17 protein-coding genes are annotated in these 19,406 nt (G+C 66.3%); 6 read left to right on the top strand and 11 right to left on the bottom strand.

The window, feature by feature from the left end; translation table 11 throughout:
* Positions 1-10 precede the first annotated feature (10 nt).
* From FZ938_RS24000 to FZ938_RS23980, 5 genes are all read right to left on the bottom strand, one after another.
* Positions 11-1,900 carry a TRAP transporter large permease gene (locus FZ938_RS24000; protein ID WP_149200935.1) on the bottom strand — a complete coding sequence of 630 codons (1,890 nt, stop codon included), beginning with the start codon at positions 1,898-1,900 and terminating at the stop codon, positions 11-13.
* Between the two features lie 135 nt (positions 1,901-2,035).
* Positions 2,036-3,076, bottom strand: a complete 1,041-nt coding sequence (locus FZ938_RS23995) for a TRAP transporter substrate-binding protein (protein WP_174757020.1) — start codon at positions 3,074-3,076, stop codon at positions 2,036-2,038.
* Between the two features lie 108 nt (positions 3,077-3,184).
* On the bottom strand, positions 3,185-4,189 hold the full coding sequence (locus tag FZ938_RS23990) for a transketolase family protein (RefSeq protein WP_211101153.1): 1,005 nt from the start codon (positions 4,187-4,189) through the stop codon (positions 3,185-3,187).
* Positions 4,186-5,043 (bottom strand): transketolase, encoded by an 858-nt coding sequence (locus FZ938_RS23985; protein WP_149200933.1) that lies wholly within the window; start codon positions 5,041-5,043, stop codon positions 4,186-4,188. The genes FZ938_RS23990 and FZ938_RS23985 overlap by 4 nt, the downstream gene beginning before the upstream one ends.
* A 25-nt stretch (positions 5,044-5,068) precedes the next feature.
* Positions 5,069-5,818 (bottom strand): SDR family NAD(P)-dependent oxidoreductase, encoded by a 750-nt coding sequence (locus FZ938_RS23980; RefSeq protein ID WP_149200932.1) that lies wholly within the window; start codon positions 5,816-5,818, stop codon positions 5,069-5,071.
* 207 nt (positions 5,819-6,025) lie between these two features.
* Here FZ938_RS23980 and FZ938_RS23975 point away from each other — a divergent pair, with 207 nt between their 5' ends.
* The gene (locus FZ938_RS23975) at positions 6,026-6,979 is read left to right on the top strand and encodes a LysR substrate-binding domain-containing protein (RefSeq protein ID WP_174757021.1); all 954 of its coding nucleotides are present in this window, start codon (positions 6,026-6,028) and stop codon (positions 6,977-6,979) included.
* 2 nt (positions 6,980-6,981) lie between these two features.
* Here FZ938_RS23975 and FZ938_RS23970 read toward each other — a convergent pair whose 3' ends face one another.
* From FZ938_RS23970 to FZ938_RS23955, 4 genes are all read right to left on the bottom strand, one after another.
* Positions 6,982-7,479, bottom strand: coding sequence for a BLUF domain-containing protein (locus FZ938_RS23970; protein WP_149200930.1), 498 nt, complete (start codon positions 7,477-7,479; stop codon positions 6,982-6,984).
* 283 nt (positions 7,480-7,762) lie between these two features.
* A complete protein-coding gene (locus FZ938_RS23965) occupies positions 7,763-10,066 on the bottom strand; it encodes a mechanosensitive ion channel domain-containing protein (protein WP_246457205.1) in 2,304 nt (767 codons plus the stop codon).
* Positions 10,067-10,322: 256 nt separating this feature from the next.
* The gene (locus FZ938_RS23960) at positions 10,323-11,081 is read right to left on the bottom strand and encodes an SDR family oxidoreductase (RefSeq protein ID WP_149200929.1); all 759 of its coding nucleotides are present in this window, start codon (positions 11,079-11,081) and stop codon (positions 10,323-10,325) included.
* A gap of 178 nt (positions 11,082-11,259) precedes the next feature.
* Positions 11,260-12,213: a GlxA family transcriptional regulator gene (locus FZ938_RS23955; protein ID WP_149200928.1), complete on the bottom strand. Its 954-nt coding sequence runs from the start codon at positions 12,211-12,213 to the stop codon at positions 11,260-11,262.
* A 387-nt stretch (positions 12,214-12,600) separates the two neighbouring features.
* On the opposite strand from FZ938_RS23955, the gene FZ938_RS23950 reads away from it, so the two are divergent.
* Complete coding sequence (locus FZ938_RS23950) at positions 12,601-12,909, top strand: putative quinol monooxygenase (RefSeq protein WP_149200927.1); 309 nt, start codon at positions 12,601-12,603, stop codon at positions 12,907-12,909.
* A 13-nt stretch (positions 12,910-12,922) separates the two neighbouring features.
* On the opposite strand, the gene FZ938_RS23945 is transcribed toward FZ938_RS23950, so the two are convergent.
* Complete coding sequence (locus tag FZ938_RS23945; RefSeq protein WP_149200926.1) at positions 12,923-13,510, bottom strand: TetR/AcrR family transcriptional regulator; 588 nt, start codon at positions 13,508-13,510, stop codon at positions 12,923-12,925.
* Between the two features lie 158 nt (positions 13,511-13,668).
* Between FZ938_RS23945 and FZ938_RS23940 the strand changes: the two genes are divergently transcribed.
* Complete coding sequence (locus tag FZ938_RS23940; protein ID WP_149200925.1) at positions 13,669-14,868, top strand: acetyl-CoA C-acyltransferase; 1,200 nt, start codon at positions 13,669-13,671, stop codon at positions 14,866-14,868.
* Positions 14,869-15,029: 161 nt separating this feature from the next.
* Here the strand turns inward: FZ938_RS23940 and FZ938_RS23935 are convergent, their stop codons facing one another.
* Positions 15,030-15,989: an AraC family transcriptional regulator gene (locus tag FZ938_RS23935; protein ID WP_425529377.1), complete on the bottom strand. Its 960-nt coding sequence runs from the start codon at positions 15,987-15,989 to the stop codon at positions 15,030-15,032.
* Here FZ938_RS23935 and FZ938_RS23930 point away from each other — a divergent pair.
* From FZ938_RS23930 to FZ938_RS23920, 3 genes are read left to right on the top strand one after another with little or no spacing between them, the layout of a single operon-like run.
* Positions 15,975-18,155, top strand: coding sequence for an FUSC family protein (locus tag FZ938_RS23930; protein ID WP_149200924.1), 2,181 nt, complete (start codon positions 15,975-15,977; stop codon positions 18,153-18,155). The two genes, FZ938_RS23935 and FZ938_RS23930, sit on opposite strands and share 15 nt — an antisense overlap.
* Positions 18,152-18,367 carry a DUF1656 domain-containing protein gene (locus FZ938_RS23925; protein WP_149200923.1) on the top strand — a complete coding sequence of 72 codons (216 nt, stop codon included), beginning with the start codon at positions 18,152-18,154 and terminating at the stop codon, positions 18,365-18,367. The genes FZ938_RS23930 and FZ938_RS23925 overlap by 4 nt, the downstream gene beginning before the upstream one ends.
* Positions 18,364-19,248: an efflux RND transporter periplasmic adaptor subunit gene (locus FZ938_RS23920; RefSeq protein ID WP_149200922.1), complete on the top strand. Its 885-nt coding sequence runs from the start codon at positions 18,364-18,366 to the stop codon at positions 19,246-19,248. Before FZ938_RS23925 ends, FZ938_RS23920 begins: the two co-directional genes overlap by 4 nt.
* Positions 19,249-19,406: the final 158 nt, after the last annotated feature.

Here is a 19,406-nt window from a genome sequence, read left to right as displayed (position 1 = left end):
ACCGGCCGTTTCAGCCGAGGAAGCCGATCGAGATCCAGGGGAAGGCGGCGACCAGGATCAGGCCGACGGCCAGCGCCGCCAGATAGCCGAGGATCGGCTTCATGCCTTCGTCAGGGCTGATCCGGCTGATGGCGCAGGCGGCGTAGTATCCGACACCGAAGGGGGGAGCGAACAGGCCGATACCCATCGCCAGGATGACGATCATCGCATAGTGGACCTCATGCACGCCGATCTGTCGGGCGATGGGGAACAGCAGCGGACCGAACAGCACGATGGCGGGAATGCCTTCCAGAACGCTGCCCAGGATGATGAAGGCGACGATGGACACCGCGATGAACACCGGCACGCCACCAGGCATCTCGCGCATCGCCGTGGCCAGGGTGTTGGAGAAGCCCGATTGGGTCAGCGCCCAGGCCATGCCGGTGGCGGCGCCGATGATCAGCAGGATGGCGCCGGACAGGGCCGCGGTCTCGACCAGCATCGGATAGATGCGGCGCCAGTCGAACTGGCGGTAGACCAGCAGCCCGGCGATCACGGCATAGACGATGCCGATGGTCGACACCTCGGTCGCGGTCGCCACGCCTTCGATCACGGCGGCGCGGATGATGAAGGGCAGGGCGATGGCGGGCAGGGCGATCAGGAACGCCTTGCCGATCTCGCCCCGGCTGGCGCGGCGGACATGAGACAGATCCTCGTTGCGGTAGCGCCACCAGACCAACCCGGCGAGCGCCAGACCCAGCACGATGCCGGGCAGCAATCCGCCGGTGAACAGGGCGGCGATCGACACGCCGGTGACCGACCCGATGGTGATCAGGACCAGCGACGGCGGGATGGTTTCCGTCTGGGCGCCGGTGGCCGACAGCAGGGCGACCAGATCGCCGGGCTTCGCGCCGCGCGCCTTCATCTCTGGGAACAGCACCGGCGCCACCGCCGCCATGTCCGCCGCCTTGGAACCGGAAATGCCCGACACGAGATACATTGCGCCGATCAGCACATAGGACAGGCCGCCGCGCACATGGCCGAGCAGGCTGGCCAGGAAACCGACCATGGCGCGGGCCATGCCGGTCATCTCGATCAGCTGGCCGAGGAAGACGAACAGCGGCACGGACAGCAGGATCAGGTGGCTCATCCCCTCGTCCATGCGGCCGACCAAGACGATGGCCGGGGTCGAGGTGGCGAGCGACAGGTAGCCGAAGGTGGCGAGCCCGAAGGAAAAGGCGATCGGCAGGCCGAGGAAAACCATCACCCCGACGCCGACGACGAAGAAGAGCAGCAGGTTGAGGTTGCCGAGCCCGGCGAAGACCGGACCGGCCAGCATCGCGGCGCCGATTGTCGCGGCCACCGCCAGCGCCGCCCACAGCACGTCGGTGGCGCGGCCGAGGCGGGCCAGCCGCAGCAGGGCGACCGTGATCATCAGGACGATGCCGACCGGCAGCGCCGCCGCGCGCCAGGAATTGGCGATGTCGAGGGCCGGCGTGGTGACCCATACCTCCTCCGCCGCGAATTCATAGGCGGGTTCGGCCATCAGCAGCAGGAAGGCCAGCGCCGCGGCTATCGCGAGAACGTCGAGAAAGGCCTGGGCGCGCGGCCCCAGCATGCCGACCAGCGCCGTCATCCGCATGTGCTCGCCCCGGCGCAACGCCACGACCGAGCCGAACATGGCAAGCCACAGGAAGAGGATGGAGGCCAGCTCGTCCGACCAGATGATCGGGCTGTGGAGAAGATAGCGCCAGATGACGCCGACCAGCAGCACGCCGACTTCGGCAACGACGAGCAAGGCCGCAGGAAATTCCACCAGGAACCCGATGCCCCGGTCGAGACGGTCAAGCCAGCCGGCGGCGTGGGCCGGCTGACCGGAGGAGTGTAGTGACGCGGTCGCCGCATTGACGGGAGTGTTCATGGAATGCCGATCCTTCGGATGGACGATCGGTTGACGGGACGGCCGGTCCGCATTCGCGGTGCCCATCGAACCGGGTTCGGGGCAGGGATGCGGATCGGCCGTGTCTCATCGACGGCAGTCTCGGCCCAGGCAGTCTCAGCCCAGCTTGCCGGACACCTTCTCCAGCAGCTCCCAGGCGGTCGCGCCGTACTTGTCCTTCCACTCCGCATAGAAGCTGGTCGAGGACAGCGCCTTGCGGAACGGCTCGCGGTCGACCGTGTGGAAGGTCAGCCCCTTGGCGGCCAGATCCTTCTGAAGGCTGTCGTTCAGGGCCGCGATGTCGGCGCGCTGGTCGTCGCCGGACCGGTCCAGTTCACGGCCTACGATGGCCTGGACGTCGGCCGGCAGCTTGGCGAAGGCGCGCTTGTTGCCCAGCACCCAATAGCCGTCCCAGACATGGCCGGTCAGGCTGCAGGTCTTCTGCACCTCGTACAGGCGGGCGGTGGCGATGATCGCCAGCGGGTTTTCCTGCCCCTCCACCACCACTGTCTGAAGTGCGGAATACAGCTCGTTGAAATTGATCGGGGCGGGAGCGGCGCCGATGGCCTTGAACAGCGAGGTCAGCGCCGGTGCCGGCGGCACCCGCATCTTGAAACCCTTGATGTCGTCGGCGGTCTTGATGACGCGGGTGGACGAGGTGACGTGGCGGAAGCCGTTGTCCCAGATCTTGCCGAGCGTCATGATCGGGGTCTTGGCGATCTCGGCACGGATGTGCTTCCCGAGGTCACCGTCCATCGCCTGCCAGACGGCGTTGTAGTCGTTGAAGGCGAAGCCCATGCTGGTGATGCCGGACACCGGGACGAAGGTGGCGAGGATCAGCGAGCTGAGATTGAAGATCTCGACGCCGCCGTTGCGCACCTGACCCAGCAGATCGGTGTCGCTGCCCAGCTGGTTGGCCGGGAACAGCTTGATGTCCAGCCGGCCGGAGGTCGCTTCGCGGATGCGGTTGATCGCTTCCTGGGCGCGGATGTTGACGGGATGGGTCGGGTCCTGGCCGGTGGCGTACTTGAACTGGAACTCGGCGGCGTCAGCCGGGTATTTCAGGATGGTGACCAGCGGCATGGCGCCGGCGGCGGCCAGAACGGCGCGGCGGCTCGGGCGGAAGGACGTCGCGCGGAAGGACGGCATCTTGAGCATGGTTTCCTCTCCGGAATTCTGTGGTTTGGCTTTTTTGGGCGGCAGGGGACACGGTAGGGACCAGTGGCAGGAGCAGGGAAATGGCTTCCCCGCTCCCCGCCAGGGCCCTTACAGCCAGCCCTTGATGCTGGCCGCCATGGCGTCGGTTGAGATGCCGTAGAGGTCGTGCAGGGTCGGCAGGGCGCCGGCCTTCAGGAACTCGTCGGGCAGGCCGATCTGGCGGAAGACCGGGGCGACGCCGGCGCGCAGCAGGGTGCCGGCCACCGCCTCGCCCAGACCGCCGATGACGGTGTGGTTTTCCGCCACCACCACCATGCGGCCGGTGCGTGCCGCCTCGCGCAGGATGGTTTCGGTGTCGAGCGGCTTGATGGTGGGGACGTGCAGAACCGCGACGCCGACCTTGTCGGCCTCCAGCCGCTGCGCCACCTCCAGCGCCCGCATCGTCATGATGCCGGACGAGATGACCAGAACGTCGGCGCCGTCGCGCAGCAGCTTGGCCTTGCCGAGTTCGAACTTGTAGTCGTACTCGTCCAGAACCAGCGGGACGTTGCCGCGCAGCAGCCGCATGTAGACCGGGCCGTTGTGCGCGGCCATCGCCGGCACCACCTGCTCGATCTCGTGGGCGTCGCAGGGGTCGATCACCACCATGTTCGGCATGGCGCGCATCAGCGCCAGATCCTCGGCTGCCTGATGGCTGGGGCCGTAGCCGGAGGTCAGCCCGGGCAGGGCGCAGGCGATCTTGACGTTGCGGTTCTCCTCCGCGATCGTCTGGTGGACGAAGTCGTAGGCCCGGCGCGAGGCGAAGACGGCGTAGGTGGTGACGAAGGGCATCATGCCCTCATGCGCCATGCCGGACGCGGCCCCCATCAGCAGCTGCTCAGCCATCCCCATCTGATAGAAGCGGTCGGGATAGGCCTGGGCGAAGATGTGCAGGTCGGTGTATTTGGCGAGGTCGGCGGTCATGCCGACGATCTCGTTCCGCTGCTTCGCCAATTCGACCAACGCATGGCCGAAGGGCGCCGGCTTGGTCCGCTGCCCTTCCGTCGCGATCGAGGCGATCATGGCGGAGGTCTTCAGGCGCGGCTTTGCGGTGGTGTTGGCAGCGGTGCTCATGCGGTCCTCCCGGCGTCGAGCGCATCGAGCGCAAGCTGCCATTCGTGCGCGTCGACGCGGATGAAGTGGTTCTTTTCGCGGGCTTCGAGGAAGGGCACGCCCTTGCCCATCTTCGTGTCGCAGACGATCATCCGCGGCTTGGGCTCGGGGTGCGACTTGGCGGCATCGAACGCCGCGACCACCGCGTCCATGTCGTTGCCGTCGACCCGCTGGACGAACCAGCCGAAGGCTTCCAGCTTGTCCACCAGCGGCTCGAACGCCATCACCTGGGTGGAGGGGCCGTCGGCCTGCTGGTTGTTGACGTCGACGATGGCGATCAGGTTGTCGAGCTTGTAATGGGCGGCCGACATGATGGCCTCCCACACCGATCCCTCGTCCAGCTCGCCGTCGGAGAACAGCGTGTAGACACGGGCAGCGGAGTTCTTGCGCTTCAGCCCCAGCCCGATGCCGACGGCTATGCCGAGGCCGAGGCCGAGCGAGCCACCCGACATCTCCATGCCCGGCGTGTAGCTGGCCATGCCCGACATCGGCAGGCGGCTGTCGTCGCTGCCGTAGGTCTCCAGCTCTTCCGCCGGGACGATGCCGGCCTCGATCAATGCTGCGTAGAGCGCGATGGCGTAATGGCCGTTGGACAGCAGGAAGCGGTCGCGCTCCTCCCAATGCGGGTCCTCGGGGCGGTACTTCATGGCGTGGAAGTAGGAGACCGCCAGCACGTCGGCGATGTCCAGCGCCTGGCCGATGTAGCCCTGCCCCTGCACCTCGCCCATCAGCAGGGCGTTGCGGCGGATGCGGTAGGCGCGTTCGGCCAGCGGCACATTGTGCCCCAGCGGGGTGGTGTCGAGTGCGGTGTCCACGGAAGGTGTCTCCAGCATTTCGGGATCAGTGGATCAGCATGCCGCCGTTGACGTCGAGCGTGGCGCCGGTGATGTAGGAGGACAGCTCCGACGCCAGGAACAGGCAGGAGCGGGCCACATCCTCGGCATCGCCCAGGCGGTTCAGCGGGATGCCCTTCAGGATTTCCGCCCGCAGCTCGTCGGTCAGCTTGCCGCCGGTGATGTCGGTCTGGATCAGGCCCGGAGTCACCGAATTGACGCGGACATTGTCCGGCCCCAGTTCGCGCGCCATCGCCTTGGCGAGGCCCAGCACGCCGGCCTTCGCCGCGCTGTAATGCGGGCCGCCGAAGATGCCGCCGCCGCGCTGCGCGGACACCGACGAGATGCAGACGATGGAGCCGGACTTGCGCTCCCGCATGTGGGGGACGACGGCCTGGCTCATGTACAGCGTGCCGCGCAGGCTGACGTCGGTCACCGCCTCGTAATTCTTCGGGCCGATGTCCATGAACTTCAGCGGCTGGGTGATGCCGGCGTTGTTGACCAGCACGTCGATGCGGCCGAACTCCTCCACCACGCGGGTCGCGGCGGCGAAGCAGGCGTCGCGGTCGGTCACGTCGCAGGCCAAGCCGCGATGCGCCTCGCCCAGCTCGGCGGCGGCTTCGGCCGCCTGCGCGCCGTCGAGGTCCAGGATGATCGCGCGCCCGCCATGCAGCGCGAAAAGCCTTGCGGTCGCCCGGCCGATGCCGCGGCGCGACGCGGCGCCGGTGATGACGCAGACCTTGTTGGACAGCAGCATGCTCGCTCCCTCTTGTCGAAGCAGGCTCCGCCGTGGCGGCACAGGGGGTGCCGCGACGGAGCGTCGGTTTCGCTCGGTTGTGGTGATTTCGATCAGGCTGCCGATGATTCGTTCAGCCGATGATTGATGTGATCCTATGGTCTTGAGATGAATTCGACAAACGAATAAGATCGCTTATTGGTGAACTGAATTCATCTGAAGGGTGCGATGCGGAAACGGGTCTCCATCAAGGCATTGCAAGCCTTCGAAGCCGCGGCGCGGCTCGGTTCCTTCGCGACCGCGGCGGAGGATCTGGGACTGACGCCGTCGGCGATCAGCCATCAGGTGAAAATTCTGGAGGAACAGTTGGGGCTTCCGCTGTTCCATCGTGTTCACCGGGCGGTTGCCCTGACCGACGCCGGCCGGACCTACGCCAACGAGATCATCGGCGCCTTCGCCCGGATGGAGGCCGCCACCCGCAACGTCACCACCACCGGCAGCGGGACGACGATCCTCACCGTCCGGTCGATGCCCAGCTTCGCCACCCAGTGGCTGATGCCGCGGCTGAACCGGGTCAAGGCGCTGCATCCCGCCATCGACATCCGGCTGCAGGCCTCGGTCTCGCCCATCGACCTGACGGCGGGGGCGGTGGACGTCGACATCCGCTACAACCCCGGGCCACCGCCGGCCGGCTGCGTGCTGGAGCAGTTTCCGGAGGACATCATCGTCCCGATGTGCTCGCCGGCGCTGGCGAACGGCCTCAATCCGATCCGCGAGCCGAAGGACCTCGGCCGCCACATCCTGATCCATTCGGAGGTCAACATCCTGGGCTGGCGCGACTGGATGCGCCGGCATCGCAGCGTTCATCTGGACATGGACCGCGGCCTGCGCTTCGACCGCTCCTTCATGGCGATCAACGCCGCGGTGAACGGCATGGGGGTATGCCTGGACAGCCTGCTTCTCGCCCGGCAGGAGCTTCAGTCCGGCCAACTCGTCGTCCCCTTCCCCACCCATGGGCTGCGGGCGCAGGGGCACGGTTTCGTCACGCTGAAATCGACCGCCGCGTTGCCGAAGATCCAGCTGTTCCGCGACTGGCTGTTCGGCGAATTGGAGGCCGGCCGCGAATGGGAGGAGCAGTATCTCGGTTCCCTGGGCACGGTCGGCAATTCCGCCGAGGATTGACCTCAACGGCGGAACATGTGGCCGATCCGCGGAATCCGTCCCGGTCGGACGCCTGTCGGATGCGGCGCGATCTTCGCCTGCGCGCAGGCGTACTGATAAGCCATGGCCAGCAACCCGAGGGCAAAGGCCGGCTCCAATGCGCGGGAGGACAGCAACTCGTCGCAGGAGAAGCCAGATCCGAACACGGTTTGCCAGAACGTGTCATCGTCCAGGAACATCAAGTTCATCGACCAAGCCCCGAACCGTCGCCGTTCCAGTCCATTTTCGGAATAGACGATCTCCATATGGTCGTGCCGGGAGTCATGACGGATCCGATTGAAGGTTTCTTCGGCCTCGCGGGTTTCACCTTCGATAACCGTCAGAAAAACCCCGCCGCATTCGACCATGAAGCCGGTGACCCCGGCCTTCCTGTTGTTCCTGGCGGAGATCAAACACAACTTTTGGATATCGGTATAGGATAACAACTTCGTCAGCTGGCTGCGAAAGACGACTTGCAACATGTCGATTCTCTCCACCGGAGAAACTCTGGAATGTTTAGGCGCTGACTTGCGTTCTTTAAATTATTCCAATTAAAAAGCTTGTCATCGCACAAAAAAGTAAGATGACTTTCCGCGCGGGATCGACAACGAACGGCTGCATACCCCAGTACTTTCGGTCAGTGACCCCAGCCCCGCCGACCTGCGGGCAAACAGTGGGAGGAGCCGCGCCGGTTGTAGGTAGTCCCGGTTCGCGAACACCTCCCCCTTGCGGCTGACACGGGCATCGCATGGATGCCCACCACCGTCATTCGGCGGCTTCGCCGTAGGTCCTCGCCTTGGCGAGGCTGGTCGGTGCGATGTGCAGGATGCGCTGCGGGAACGGGATGGTGATCCCCAGCTCGTCGAAGCGCTTCTTCATGCGTCCGTTGAATTCGCGGCCGACGTTCCATTGCTGGATCGGCAGGGTCTTGATGCGCGCCTTGATCAGGACGGCGGAGTCCTGGAAGGCATCGACGCCCAACACCTCCAGCGGTTCCAGGATAAGCGGGGCGAAGCGCTGATCGGCGCGCATCCCCGCTCCGATCTCGTGCAGCACCGACACCACGCGGTCGACATCCTCGCGATAGGCCACGGTCACGTCGAACACGTAGAAGCTGAAGTCCTTGGTCATGTTGGAGATGCTGGTCACCGCGCTGAACGGCACGGTGTGCACCGTTCCGTCGAAATCGCGCAGGCGGATGGTGCGGATGGTGATTCCCTCCACCAGTCCGCCCTTGCCGCCGACATTCACCACGTCGCCGACCGAGATGGTGTCCTCGAACAGGATGAACAGGCCGGTGATGACGTCCTTCACCAGCGTCTGGGCACCGAAGCCGACGGCCAGACCGACGACACCGGCGCCGGCCAGCAACGGCCCGATGTCCAACCCCAGTTCCGACAGGGTGATCAGCGTCACGAAGGTGAGCAGCACCACCATCAGGGCGTTGCGCAGCAGCGGCAGCAGGGTGCGGATGCGCGCGCTTCGCTGGATGGCATGTCCATAGCGGTCGGTGGTCGCCAGATTCCGCTCGATCACCGCGTTGGTCAGTTCCCAAACCGCGAGCGCGATGGCGGCCACCAGCAAGATGGCGAGGCCGGACGCCAGGAACCGCCAACCCATCGCGGTTTCCAGCGTCCCGCGCACGTCCAGCCCCCAGGCGTCCAGCACGGTCAGCCCGGTCACCGCTGCCAAAGCCCAATGCAGCAGCCGGGTGCCGGGCCCGATGTAACGCTTTATCCGGCGGTCGCCCCAGGTGGAGCGCTGGCGGTCCAGGCGGAGCCGCAGAGCCGTGGAGCCACGCGCGATCCCGCGCCCGATCATCCGGGCGACCGCGACCGCAACCAGCGAAACGGCGGTGGCACGCAGAACGAACCACAGCCCGCCTTCGACCTCCAGCGCCCAGATGCCGAACAAGGCGACGATGTAAAGGATGGCGACGGCGTGCCAGACATTGGCCAGCCGCCGGCCGGCGGCGCGCAGAATACGGCCAGGTCGCGTTGTCTTCGCCGCCGGCACCGCACCCTGCCCATGCTCCACCGGCGCGGGAGCGGCCGAAATCTCCCCGCGCAGCCAGGAGGCGACGGCGGCACGGCTTTGCAGAACCAGCACCGTCAGCATGACGGCATCGGCAAGACCGACCAGCTTGACCAGCGTGTCATAGGATTGCTCGGGCAGCCCCTGCGTGCGCGCCGTCCCGGCCGCGAACAGGCCATAGACGGTCGAAACGGCGATGGCGCGGCTCCACACCAGCAGCCGCCGCGCCGCGGCATCGCTCATGGGTATCAGCCGCAGGTTGGTGGAGCGCGGCGACAGAAGCCCCCGCATCACCAGGACCACGACCTGCACGAACAGGCTGGCGTTCAGGAAGGCAATGCCCAGCAGCCGCACCGTGCTGGGCGGGTCGATCAGCACCAGCACGCCGAAACCGGCGACGGCGAAGGCGGCGATGGGTGCCAAATCCATCAGCGCGCGGACGAGCAGCAGCGGAACCTTGGCGATGGCGGAATGGAACGGCCGCGCCGCCAGGACCGACCGGGGCCGCCGCAGCAGATGCGCGGCGACCAGCCGGGCGGCATGTCCGGCCACCACGACAAGGGCGAGTTCGGCGAACAGCCAGGCCCAGGTCGCCTGCCGCGCCGGATCCATCACCTGCCGCTGCAGCCAGCGCAATTCCTGCGGGGCATACAGGACCACCTCTCCGGTCGTCCGGACCTCCTGCCCCAAATCGTCCAACCGCGACGACAGCATGGTGAGCAGGCGGGTGCCAAGCCCCTCCGGCTCCCGGTCGGGCTTCGCCGCCTGTTCGGCCTGCTGCAAAGCCTTGAGCTGATCGAGCAGCGCCTCGCGCTTGGCCGGGGTCTCAAGCGAATCGATCAGGTGTCCGATTTCACTCGGGCTCGGGTCCTGTGCCGTCGCGGGCGCAGCCGGCACGGACTGCGCGAAGGCGGAGCCTGCCGTTGCGATGACGGAAAGGAACAGGAAAGCGAGGCAGATCAGGGTGGTCAGAAGGCGGTTCGTCCGTCCGCGGCGGTCTGCGGGCGCTTGCGCGCTGCATGCGACAAAAGCCATGGTCTCCTGGGGCGTTGAATGGATGCGTGGATGGGCGATCCCGGGACAACAGCTTGGACAAGCCTCTTGTCACGCATCCGGACGCTCTGCGATTGCATAACCCTTATGCCGGACCATCGATCACCGACAGGCCAGGGCGGGCGTCCGGCCACCGTGGCAGCCGGACCCCGCGCCTCACGGACGGGCAGGGATCGGTGCGTCCGTCAGCCGATCAGACCTCGACAATCGAGATCGGGGCAATCCAGACCGGGGCCAATCAAACCGGGATCGGGTTCTCGGCGATGTAGCTGTTGAAGCCCATCACCAGCGCATGCTCGTTCGGGCCGGCGTTGTCGCGCATCGGGCGGGCGCTTTCGACGATGGCCTCCTCCGCGTCGGTGCCCAGCGCCGCCATCGTCTGTTCGATGAAGGCATCCAGCGGCATGGCGCGCGGGTCGTCGCCCTTCTTGATCAGATCGGTGTTGACCCAGGGCGGCGCGATCTCCTGGACGGTGACGCTGCTGTTGCGCAGCATGAAACGCTGGGAAAGCGTGTAACTGTGCAGCGCCGCCTTGCTGGCCGAATAGACCGCCGTGGTCGCCAGCGGCGTATAGGCCAGCACCGAGGTGTTGTTGACGATCACCGACCGCGGCTGCGCCTTCAGATGCTCGATCAGGGCCGACGTCATGCGGATGGGACCAAGCAGGTTGGTGGTGATGAGCGACTGGGCCTGCGCGTCGTCCATCGGGCCGGACGCATCGTCGAACGGCATGATGCCGGCGTTGTTGATGAGGACGTTCAGCGTCGGGTTCTCGGCGACCAACCGCTCCGCCGCGGCCTGGATGCTGACCGGATCGGCGATGTCCAGTTCGATGCCCTTCATGCCGGGATTGGCGGCGGTCACCTGTTCCAGCAGGGCCTTGCGCCGGCCGGCGATGATGACCTGGTTGCCCAGCTTGTGGAATGCCTCGGCCAGCCCACGGCCGATGCCGGAGGTGGAACCGGTGATGAAGATGGTATTGCCGGTGAGTTGCATGACTGCTTGTCCGTTCTATCAGGGGAAAAGTGGGCGAAGTGAGGGCATCGGGAGAAATGGAACATTCCCCGTGGACGCCCTGTCTTCAGCGATGTGAAAAGCTACCGCGCTGCAAGTATCTGCGGAGCCATATCTAGGTATTGACCGCTCCGGCATTTGCCGGATTCCGGGCCTCCGCTTAATCCGGTGCCGATATGCGCACGCTCTCCACCGACCGGCGGATCACCTGCGGCGGCTGGCCATAGGCGCGCAGGAAGGCGCGGCGCATGCGTTCGCGGTCGGCGAAGCCGGTTTCTCGGGCGATGACGTCCATCGAATGGCGTCCCTCCTCCATCATCACGCGCGCCGCCTCCAGCCGCAGATGCTCGACCGCCTTGGCCGGTGTCTGGCCGGTCTCCTGGCGGAACAGACGGCTGAACTGGCGCGGGCTGAGGTTCGCCGCCTCCGCCAGCTCCTCCACCGACAGTTCGTTCCTGAGGTTTTCCTTGGCATGGACCAGCGCCCGCCGCACGCGGTCGGAACGCGGTTCCAGATCGAGCAGGGCGGAGAACTGCGATTGGCCGCCGGGGCGGCGCAGATAGACCACCAGCTTGCGCGCCACCGCCTTGGCGACCTCCGCGCCGAAATCATCCTCCACCAGCGCCATGGCGAGGTCGAGGCCGGCGGACATCCCGGCCGAGGTCCAGACTTTGCCGTCGACGCTGAAGATGCGGTCTTCCTCCACCTTCACGGCGGGGTAGAGGCGTTGCAGGGTGCGGGCATGGCTCCAATGGGTGGTGGCACGGCGTCCGTCGAGCAGTCCGGCCTCCGCCAGCACATAGGCGCCGGTGCAGATGCCGGCGATCCGGCGCGACGCGCCGGCGGCCTCGCGCAGATAGGCCAGCAGGCCGGGGGTGGACGGCTTGACGCGCAGCGACCCGATGGTGACGGTCGTGTCGTAAAAGCCGTCGCCGAATGGCTGCGTCTCGACGGCGAAGCCCAGGGAATTGCGCACCGGACCACCCTGCTCCGACAGCACGACGACTTGATAGGCCTGCCGGCCAAGAACGAGATTCGCCATCTCGAAGGCCGAAAGCGCGGCCATTCCCATCACCTGGAAATCGTCGAACACCACGAAACCGATGGTGAGCATGTCCCTCTCCGCCTCGCCTGCCTTGTTCCGTTCCGAGGCCGCAAGCCCGGAAGCACATCGGCTGACCGAAGACTATGCGGTGATCGCTCCGTCTGGAATGTCAAATATACCACGAATCCGGCCATCACGGCCGGGCAGCATGTCCGTTTTCGTCCGGATGAATGTCCGGAAATGCGCTGTCTGAACAGGGAGGCACGTGCGCGATCGATCCGATTTCCTTCTCGTTGAAATCGGAACTATGCATTTCTGTTTTTGATCCGCCGGGCCTATCCCTTGGGCTCACGTTCCGGCGGCCGGTTGCCAGGACCCCGTCCATGGGCCAGACTCGCCGCAGCCGCCGTTCCACCAGTCACCCAAAACCAGCCACCTAACAAGGGAAACACCGCAATGAGCATTCCGCCGAGCGATCAGGTGCAACTCGTTGCCTATCTCGTCGCCAAGCCCGGCCAGGAACAGGCACTGGCCGACGCCATCACCGCCATCGTCCCTGCCGTATTGAAGGAGCCGGGCTGCCTCGCCTACTCCGCCCATGTCAACCGCGAGCGGCCCGGCACCATCGTGATGTACGAGGTCTGGCAGAATCAGGCCGCGCTCGACACCCATGCGAAGGCTGCGGCTTTCACCGGCCTCGCCGCGCAGTTCGACACGCTGCTGGGCGAACCGCTGCGGATCGAACTGCTGCGCCGCATCGCCTGACCCGAACCGCCGGCTATTCGCCGGACGCTCCCGGCCTGCCGAGACTCTCGCGTGCCGCCGCCAATATCTCCTCCGACAGGGCGGGATCGTCGACGGCGCGCGCGAGGATCAGGGCACCGACCATGCCCGACAGGGTGGCGAGGGCGGCCTTGCGCTTCGCGTCGGCCGAACGGCCCGGCACCAGCCGTTGCAGCCTGTCGATGAACGGGCGCAGGCCCCGGGTAAAGACGCCGCGCACAGCCCCGCCCTGCCGGGACACATCGACGCCGAGCGCGGCAATGGGACAGCCGGCGGCGCTGCGGTCGCGGTGACGCGGGGACAGGTAACTTTCCAGCAATGCCGCCAGCGCCTCGTTACCCGGTGGCGTCTCCGCCGAACCGTCCCAGCGCTCCGCCATCACCTCCATCGCGCGGGCGCAGGCCTCCGCCGCCAGATCCTCCTTGGACGCGAACTGGCCGTAGAACCCGCCATGGGTCAGCCCGGCCTCCTTCATCAGGTCGGCGACGCCAATCCCATTGAATCCCCGCTCGCGGAACAGCCCGCTTGCCACCTCCACGACACGGCGCCGGTTCTCCGCCGCCTGCTCCTTGCTCACCCGCATGATGCACCTTCCGTGACCGGACCTTGAGCGGCGCCATTTCCGAAAATCGTCCGATGACCCGTTGACAAAATATATGACGATCATCATCAATTATGCAAACATGACGATCATAATTTAATTAGCACCCCGTTGAGTCCTGAACCCGGAGACCCGTGACCATGAACCCCTCTTCCAACCAGGATCCCGTCGTCATAGTGTCCGCCGTCCGCACGCCGCTCGGGCGCTTCCAGGGAGAGCTGGCGGCACTGCCGGCGACCGCACTCGGCGCCCGCGCCATCGCCGCGGCGGTGGAACGGGCCGGCCTGTCGCCCGCCAGCGTCGGCGAGGTGCTGATGGGCTGCGTGCTTCCGGCGGGACAGGGGCAGGCACCGGCCCGGCAGGCGGCCCGCGGCGCCGGGTTGCCCGATGCGACGGGGGCCACGACCATCAACAAGGTCTGCGGTTCGGGCATGAAGGCCACCATGCTGGCCCATGACCTGATCCGCGCCGGTTCGGCCGACATCGTGGTGGCCGGCGGCATGGAGTCGATGACCAACGCTCCCTATCTGCTGGCGAAGGCGCGCGGTGGCTATCGCATCGGCCATGACCGGCTGCTGGACCACATGATGCTGGACGGGCTGGAGGACGCCTATGAGGGCGGCCGAGCCATGGGCGATTTCGGCGAGGCGACGGCCGACGCCTACGGCTTCACCCGCGCCGAACAGGATGCCTATGCGGCCCAAACGCTGACGCGCGCCCGGACGGCAGTGGAAAGCGGCGCCTTCGCGGCGGAGATCGTGCCCGTCGCCGTGCCCGCCAAAGGCGGCGACCGGCTGGTCGAGCAGGACGAAAACCCGCTGAAGGTCTCGCCCGACAAGATCCCAGCGCTGAAGCCGGCCTTCCGCCGCGACGGGACGATCACCGCCGCCAGTTCGTCCGCCAATGCCGACGGCGCCGCGGCGCTGGTGCTGACCCGGCGCTCGGTCGCCGAAGCCGCCGGCCTGCCGATCCTGGCGGAGATCCGCGGCCATGCCACCCACAGCCAGGATCCGGCATGGTTCACCACCGCCCCCATCCCGGCGATTGCCAAGCTGCTGGACAAGGTCGGCTGGTCGGTGGGCGACGTCGACCTGTTCGAGATCAACGAGGCTTTCGCCGTGGTCGCCATGGCGGCACAGCGCGACCTGGGCATCGCGCCCGACCGGCTGAACGTCAATGGCGGGGCCTGCGCGCTCGGCCATCCCATCGGCGCCACCGGCGCGCGGCTGATCGTGACGCTGCTTCACGCGCTGGCAGCGCGCGGACTGACGCGCGGCGTGGCCTCGCTGTGCATCGGCGGCGGAGAGGCCACGGCTATCGCCATCGAGCGCATCGGCTGACGCATTCTGAACGCCGCCCCAAAGACGGACGCATCCATCCTGGTCTATTCCACCCGCGTGATGGATGCCTACGCCGCGCATGGTTGAACCTAAGGCGGCGGAGAGCGGCGGTCACGCCGCCGCCCTCCGCTCGCCGCCGTCCAGATGGCTGCTCTCTTCAGCTATCGGTTATGCGCCCTGCCCCCGACACCTGACGGGCTCTTCTCAATTCGGGACTGTGACAGCCTTGCGCTGCGTTGCGCAAAATACTGTGCCGGCGTGCTTCCCAGAGCCTTCTTGAACATCGTGATGAAGGCATTGACCGAATCATAGCCCAGCTTGTCCGCCACGGTCTGCACCGTCGCCCCGCTGGCCAATTCACGAAGCGCGACGACAAGGTGCAACTGCTGGCGCCAGCGTCCGAACGTCAGGCCTGTCTCCCGGATCATCAATCGGGCCAGCGACCTCTCGCTCATCGCGACGCGCTTCGCCCATTGCCCCAATGTGCTGCGGTCGGACGGTTCGATTGTCAGCGCGTCGGCGATCGTCCGGATCTTCGGATCATTGGAGATGGGCAGGTTGAAGTGTTCACGCGGCATCCCGGCCAGTTCGTCCAACGTCACCCTTGCAAGCCGGCCGGCATGGCTGTCCGGAAGGTAGTCCGAAACTTCGCTGGTCAGCCGGTTGACCAGTTCCCGCACCAGTGGAGAAATCGACAGGGTACAACAGACATCGGGCAGACTTGCGGCTCCCGGCTCCACGAACAGGTAGCTGAGCCGGGCATTCGCGGTCGCCCTGGCGCTGTGCGGCATACCACCCGGAATCCAGACGCCGCAGTTGGGCGGCACGATCCACATCTCATCGTCCGCAGTGCAGGTGACGGCCCCATGCAGCGCGAGAATCAGTTGTCCCCTCCGATGCACGTGCACCGGCACTTCCGCCTCGTATTCGGCGAAGTCGAGCAGGCGTGCAACCGCGGGTCGATCCGCAAGGTCGGGGTCGAAGACGGAAACGGCCGACCGTGACGAGCGGCTGGAATTCGGCATGATCGAGTTTGGCATGATTAAGGGATTTTTTGACAGGATACCTAATTTATCTTGTTGCGCAATGCGCCGACAATCGGGGGCATGAGAACCGAACATCCTTCAAACCGGCATTTCACGACCACCGGCATCGCAGCAATCGCCCGCGTGTGCGCGCTTCAATCCGGGAACCCTGCGCTGCGGGCGGATGCGGATGCACTGCTCTTCTCGATGAAGAGCTTCGCCGCGGCGATGCTGGCTTACTACATCGCGCTGCGCGCGGGATTGCCGAAGCCCTTTTGGGCCATTCTCACCGTCTATATCGTGTCGCAAAGCTCGGCCGGCGCGTCGCTCAGCCGCGGCGTCTATCGCTTCGCGGGGACGATCGTCGGAGCCGTGGCGACCGTGGTGATCGTCCCCTGTTTCGTGAACGATCCGATCGTCTGCAGCATGGTCCTCGCCTGCTGGAACGGCCTGTGCCTCTACCTCTCGCTGCTCGATCGCACCGCGCGCGCCTATGCCTTCGTTCTGTCCGGCTATACCGCCAGCCTGATCGGGTTCCCCAGCGTGTTCAATCCCGCTGCAATCTTCGATACGGCGTCGGTGCGGGTCCAGGAAATCTCCATCGGGATTCTCTGCGCCATCCTGGTTCACCGCTTTGTCCTGCCGAAGCGCATGACCGGCCAGTTCACCGCCAAGCTGTCGGCAACTCTGCGGGACGCCCGTCGGCTGGCAGGCGACGCGCTTCGCGGAAGCTCCGGGCAGGAAACCCGCCGCGACCGCGACCGGCTTGCGGCGGATCTTCTCGCTCTGCAAGGGCTGGCCGGTTACCTGCCCTACGACCCGGTCCCGGCAACGCCGAGCCTAGAGACGCTGCAGTTGATCCATGACCGCCTTGCACGACTGCTTCCGCTCGCGACGGAGGTCGAGGATCGCATCCGTGTCCTCCGCACCGGACACAACAGGCCGCCCGACGAACTGGCCGCGCTGCTGGATGAAATGGGGCGTTGGGTCGCCGCCGCCGATGCGGCCGAGCGGGATGCCATCGCGATCCGGCTGATCGACCGCACCCGGACGGTGCGGACACGCATCGCGGCGGATGCCGTGACGGCCGGCGACAGGCTGGCGGCGAACCTCGCGGGGCACCTCGCCGAGATGATCGGCCTGCTCCATGACTGCGACCGGCTTGAACGGATCATTGTACGGAGGGGCGCACGAAGGGGCGCACGGACCTCCACAGCCGCCGCCCGGCCGCCGGACGCAGCATCGCACCTCCGCTCCAGCCGTGCGACGGGCTATGTCTATCACCGCGACCCCTGGATGGCGGCCAGGGCCGCGCTCGGCGCGGTCGCCGGCATCGTCATCGGCTGCGCGTTCTGGATCTGGTCGGCATGGCCGGAGGGCGGATTGGCGGTCTCGATCCTGGGCGTATGCTGCGCACTGTTCGGCAATGTCGATACGCCGGCACCGAATGTCGTCAAATACATGATCGGTTCGGTCGTCGGGGTGGCGATCAGCCTCATCTACAGCTTCGTCATCCTTCCCCGCGTGACGGACTTTGCCGGTCTCGTCGCGGTGCTCGCACCGGCCTTCCTGATTGCCGGTTCCCTGCAGGCGCGGCCCCCGGCGACCTACATGGCGCTCGGCATCACCCTGACGATCCCGATCCTTTCGGGACTGGGCGCCACATATGCCGGCGACTTCGCCGGGTCGCTCAACAGCGTCATCGCGCTGTTTGCGGCGACAGGGTTTGCGGTGGTGAGCATGAGCCTGTTCCAGACCATACCGGTCGATGCGGCGATCGGCCGATTGCTTCGAGTGAATCGACAGGATGTCAGGCGGCGGGCCCTGGGCGGCGGACCCGACGAGGCGCACTGGACAAGCCTCATGATCGACCGGACGGCGCTGCTGCTGCCGCGGCTCCGGCTGTCCGGGAAACCCCACCCGGATGTGCTCGACGACACCCTGCACCATCTTCGTGTCGGTCACGCCGCCGGTCGGCTTTATCAGGCAATCCACCATATCGACGGCAATGACGGCGCCAACAATAGCGGCCAGATCGGCTGTGACGGGTTCGAGCTTCTCACCGCGATTGCCCTGCGCTTCGGCCCCGGATCCCGGGTGGGACCTTCCGATGCCACCGCTCTGCACCGGCGCATCGAAACGCTGATGGCGCGGATCGCCGACAGCCCGATCAAGGACCGCGTTCTGTTGCTCGACCTGCTCATCGACCTTCGGTTCGCCTTGGGCCCGAGCGGCGCAGTGAATTGGGAGAGCGGCCGATGATCCTCGATCTCGACATCGGGGGCGTCTTCCTCCCCGGTCTTCTGGTGGTCGCCCTGGTCGCGCTTGTCGGGACCATCGCGGCGGTCCGTCTCTTCGCGGCCGCAGGGCTCTTCCGCCTGACCGTCAGCCGGCCGCTCGTCGAACTCGCCACCTTCGCCCTCCTCTACGGTCTGCTCCTGCAGGCTCTGCCATCCAGCGGAACATTCCAATGAAACCTGTGCTGTCCCTGCTCGGGCGCTACGCCCTGACTCTCTGCTTCGGCACGGTTGCCGCGTTCGTGGCGCTGCAGGTGTGGACCCGCCACGAGCAGACGCCGTGGACGCGCGATGCCCGGGTAAGCGCGGAGGTGGTCCAGATCGCGCCGGAAGTCTCCGGAACCGTGGGCGCCGTCTCCGTCGTCGACAACCAGTATGTGCATCGTGGCGACATCCTCTATGTGATCGATGCCAAGCGGTTTTCGCTTGCGGTGGCGTCCGCACAGGCCGATGCCGAAGCCAGGCGTCAGGACATGCTTGTCCGTCAGGCGGCGGCGCGGCGGCGAAGCCAACTCCGCGAGGTCATTTCCCAGGAAGACCTGCAGCAGACGGCCGGCGCCGCCGCCCAGGCAGCCGCAATCCATGAAGGTGCGATGGCTGCGCTCGATCTTGCCAAGCTCAATCTCGCACGGGCGACGATCCGGGCGCCGATCGACGGGTACGTCACCAATCTGCGGCTGCGGCCCGGCGACTATGCCACGGCGGGCGTGACGAAGATCGCCATCCTCGATGCGACCAGCTTCTGGATCACCAGCTATTTCGAGGAAACGAAGCTGCGGCGGATCCGGGTCGGCAGCCCGGCGCAGATCATGCTGATGGGCTTCGATGAACCACTCTCCGGCCATGTCGAAAGCATCGGCCGGGGGATCGAGGACAACAACGGAACGCCCGGTCATCGCGGCTTGCCGAATGTCGAGCCGACCTTCAGCTGGGTCCGCCTTGCCCAGCGAATACCGGTGCGCATCCACATCGATCGGGTCCCTCCCGGCGTCGAACTGGCCGCGGGCATGACGGCGACCGTCGAGATCGGGTCCGCGACCGCCGCCGACGCGCTGTAATCGGCCGCGGGAGAGCGCGGCATCTTTCGCCGTCGAACACTTGGCTCGCGCCAGAAAATCCTTCCATGGGCGCGCAGGCGGGGAGTCTTCGGAAGAACCCATTTAGGGCCAAGCGCTAACCTTGGTCAGCACGCGGCCCTTGCATGCCGACTGTGGAT

It is taken from the genome of Azospirillum oryzae (assembly GCF_008364795.1).
GTDB lineage: Bacteria > Pseudomonadota > Alphaproteobacteria > Azospirillales > Azospirillaceae > Azospirillum > Azospirillum oryzae.
Note: the sequence above shows the minus strand (reverse complement) of the source record. Positions and strands in the feature narration are given on the sequence as shown.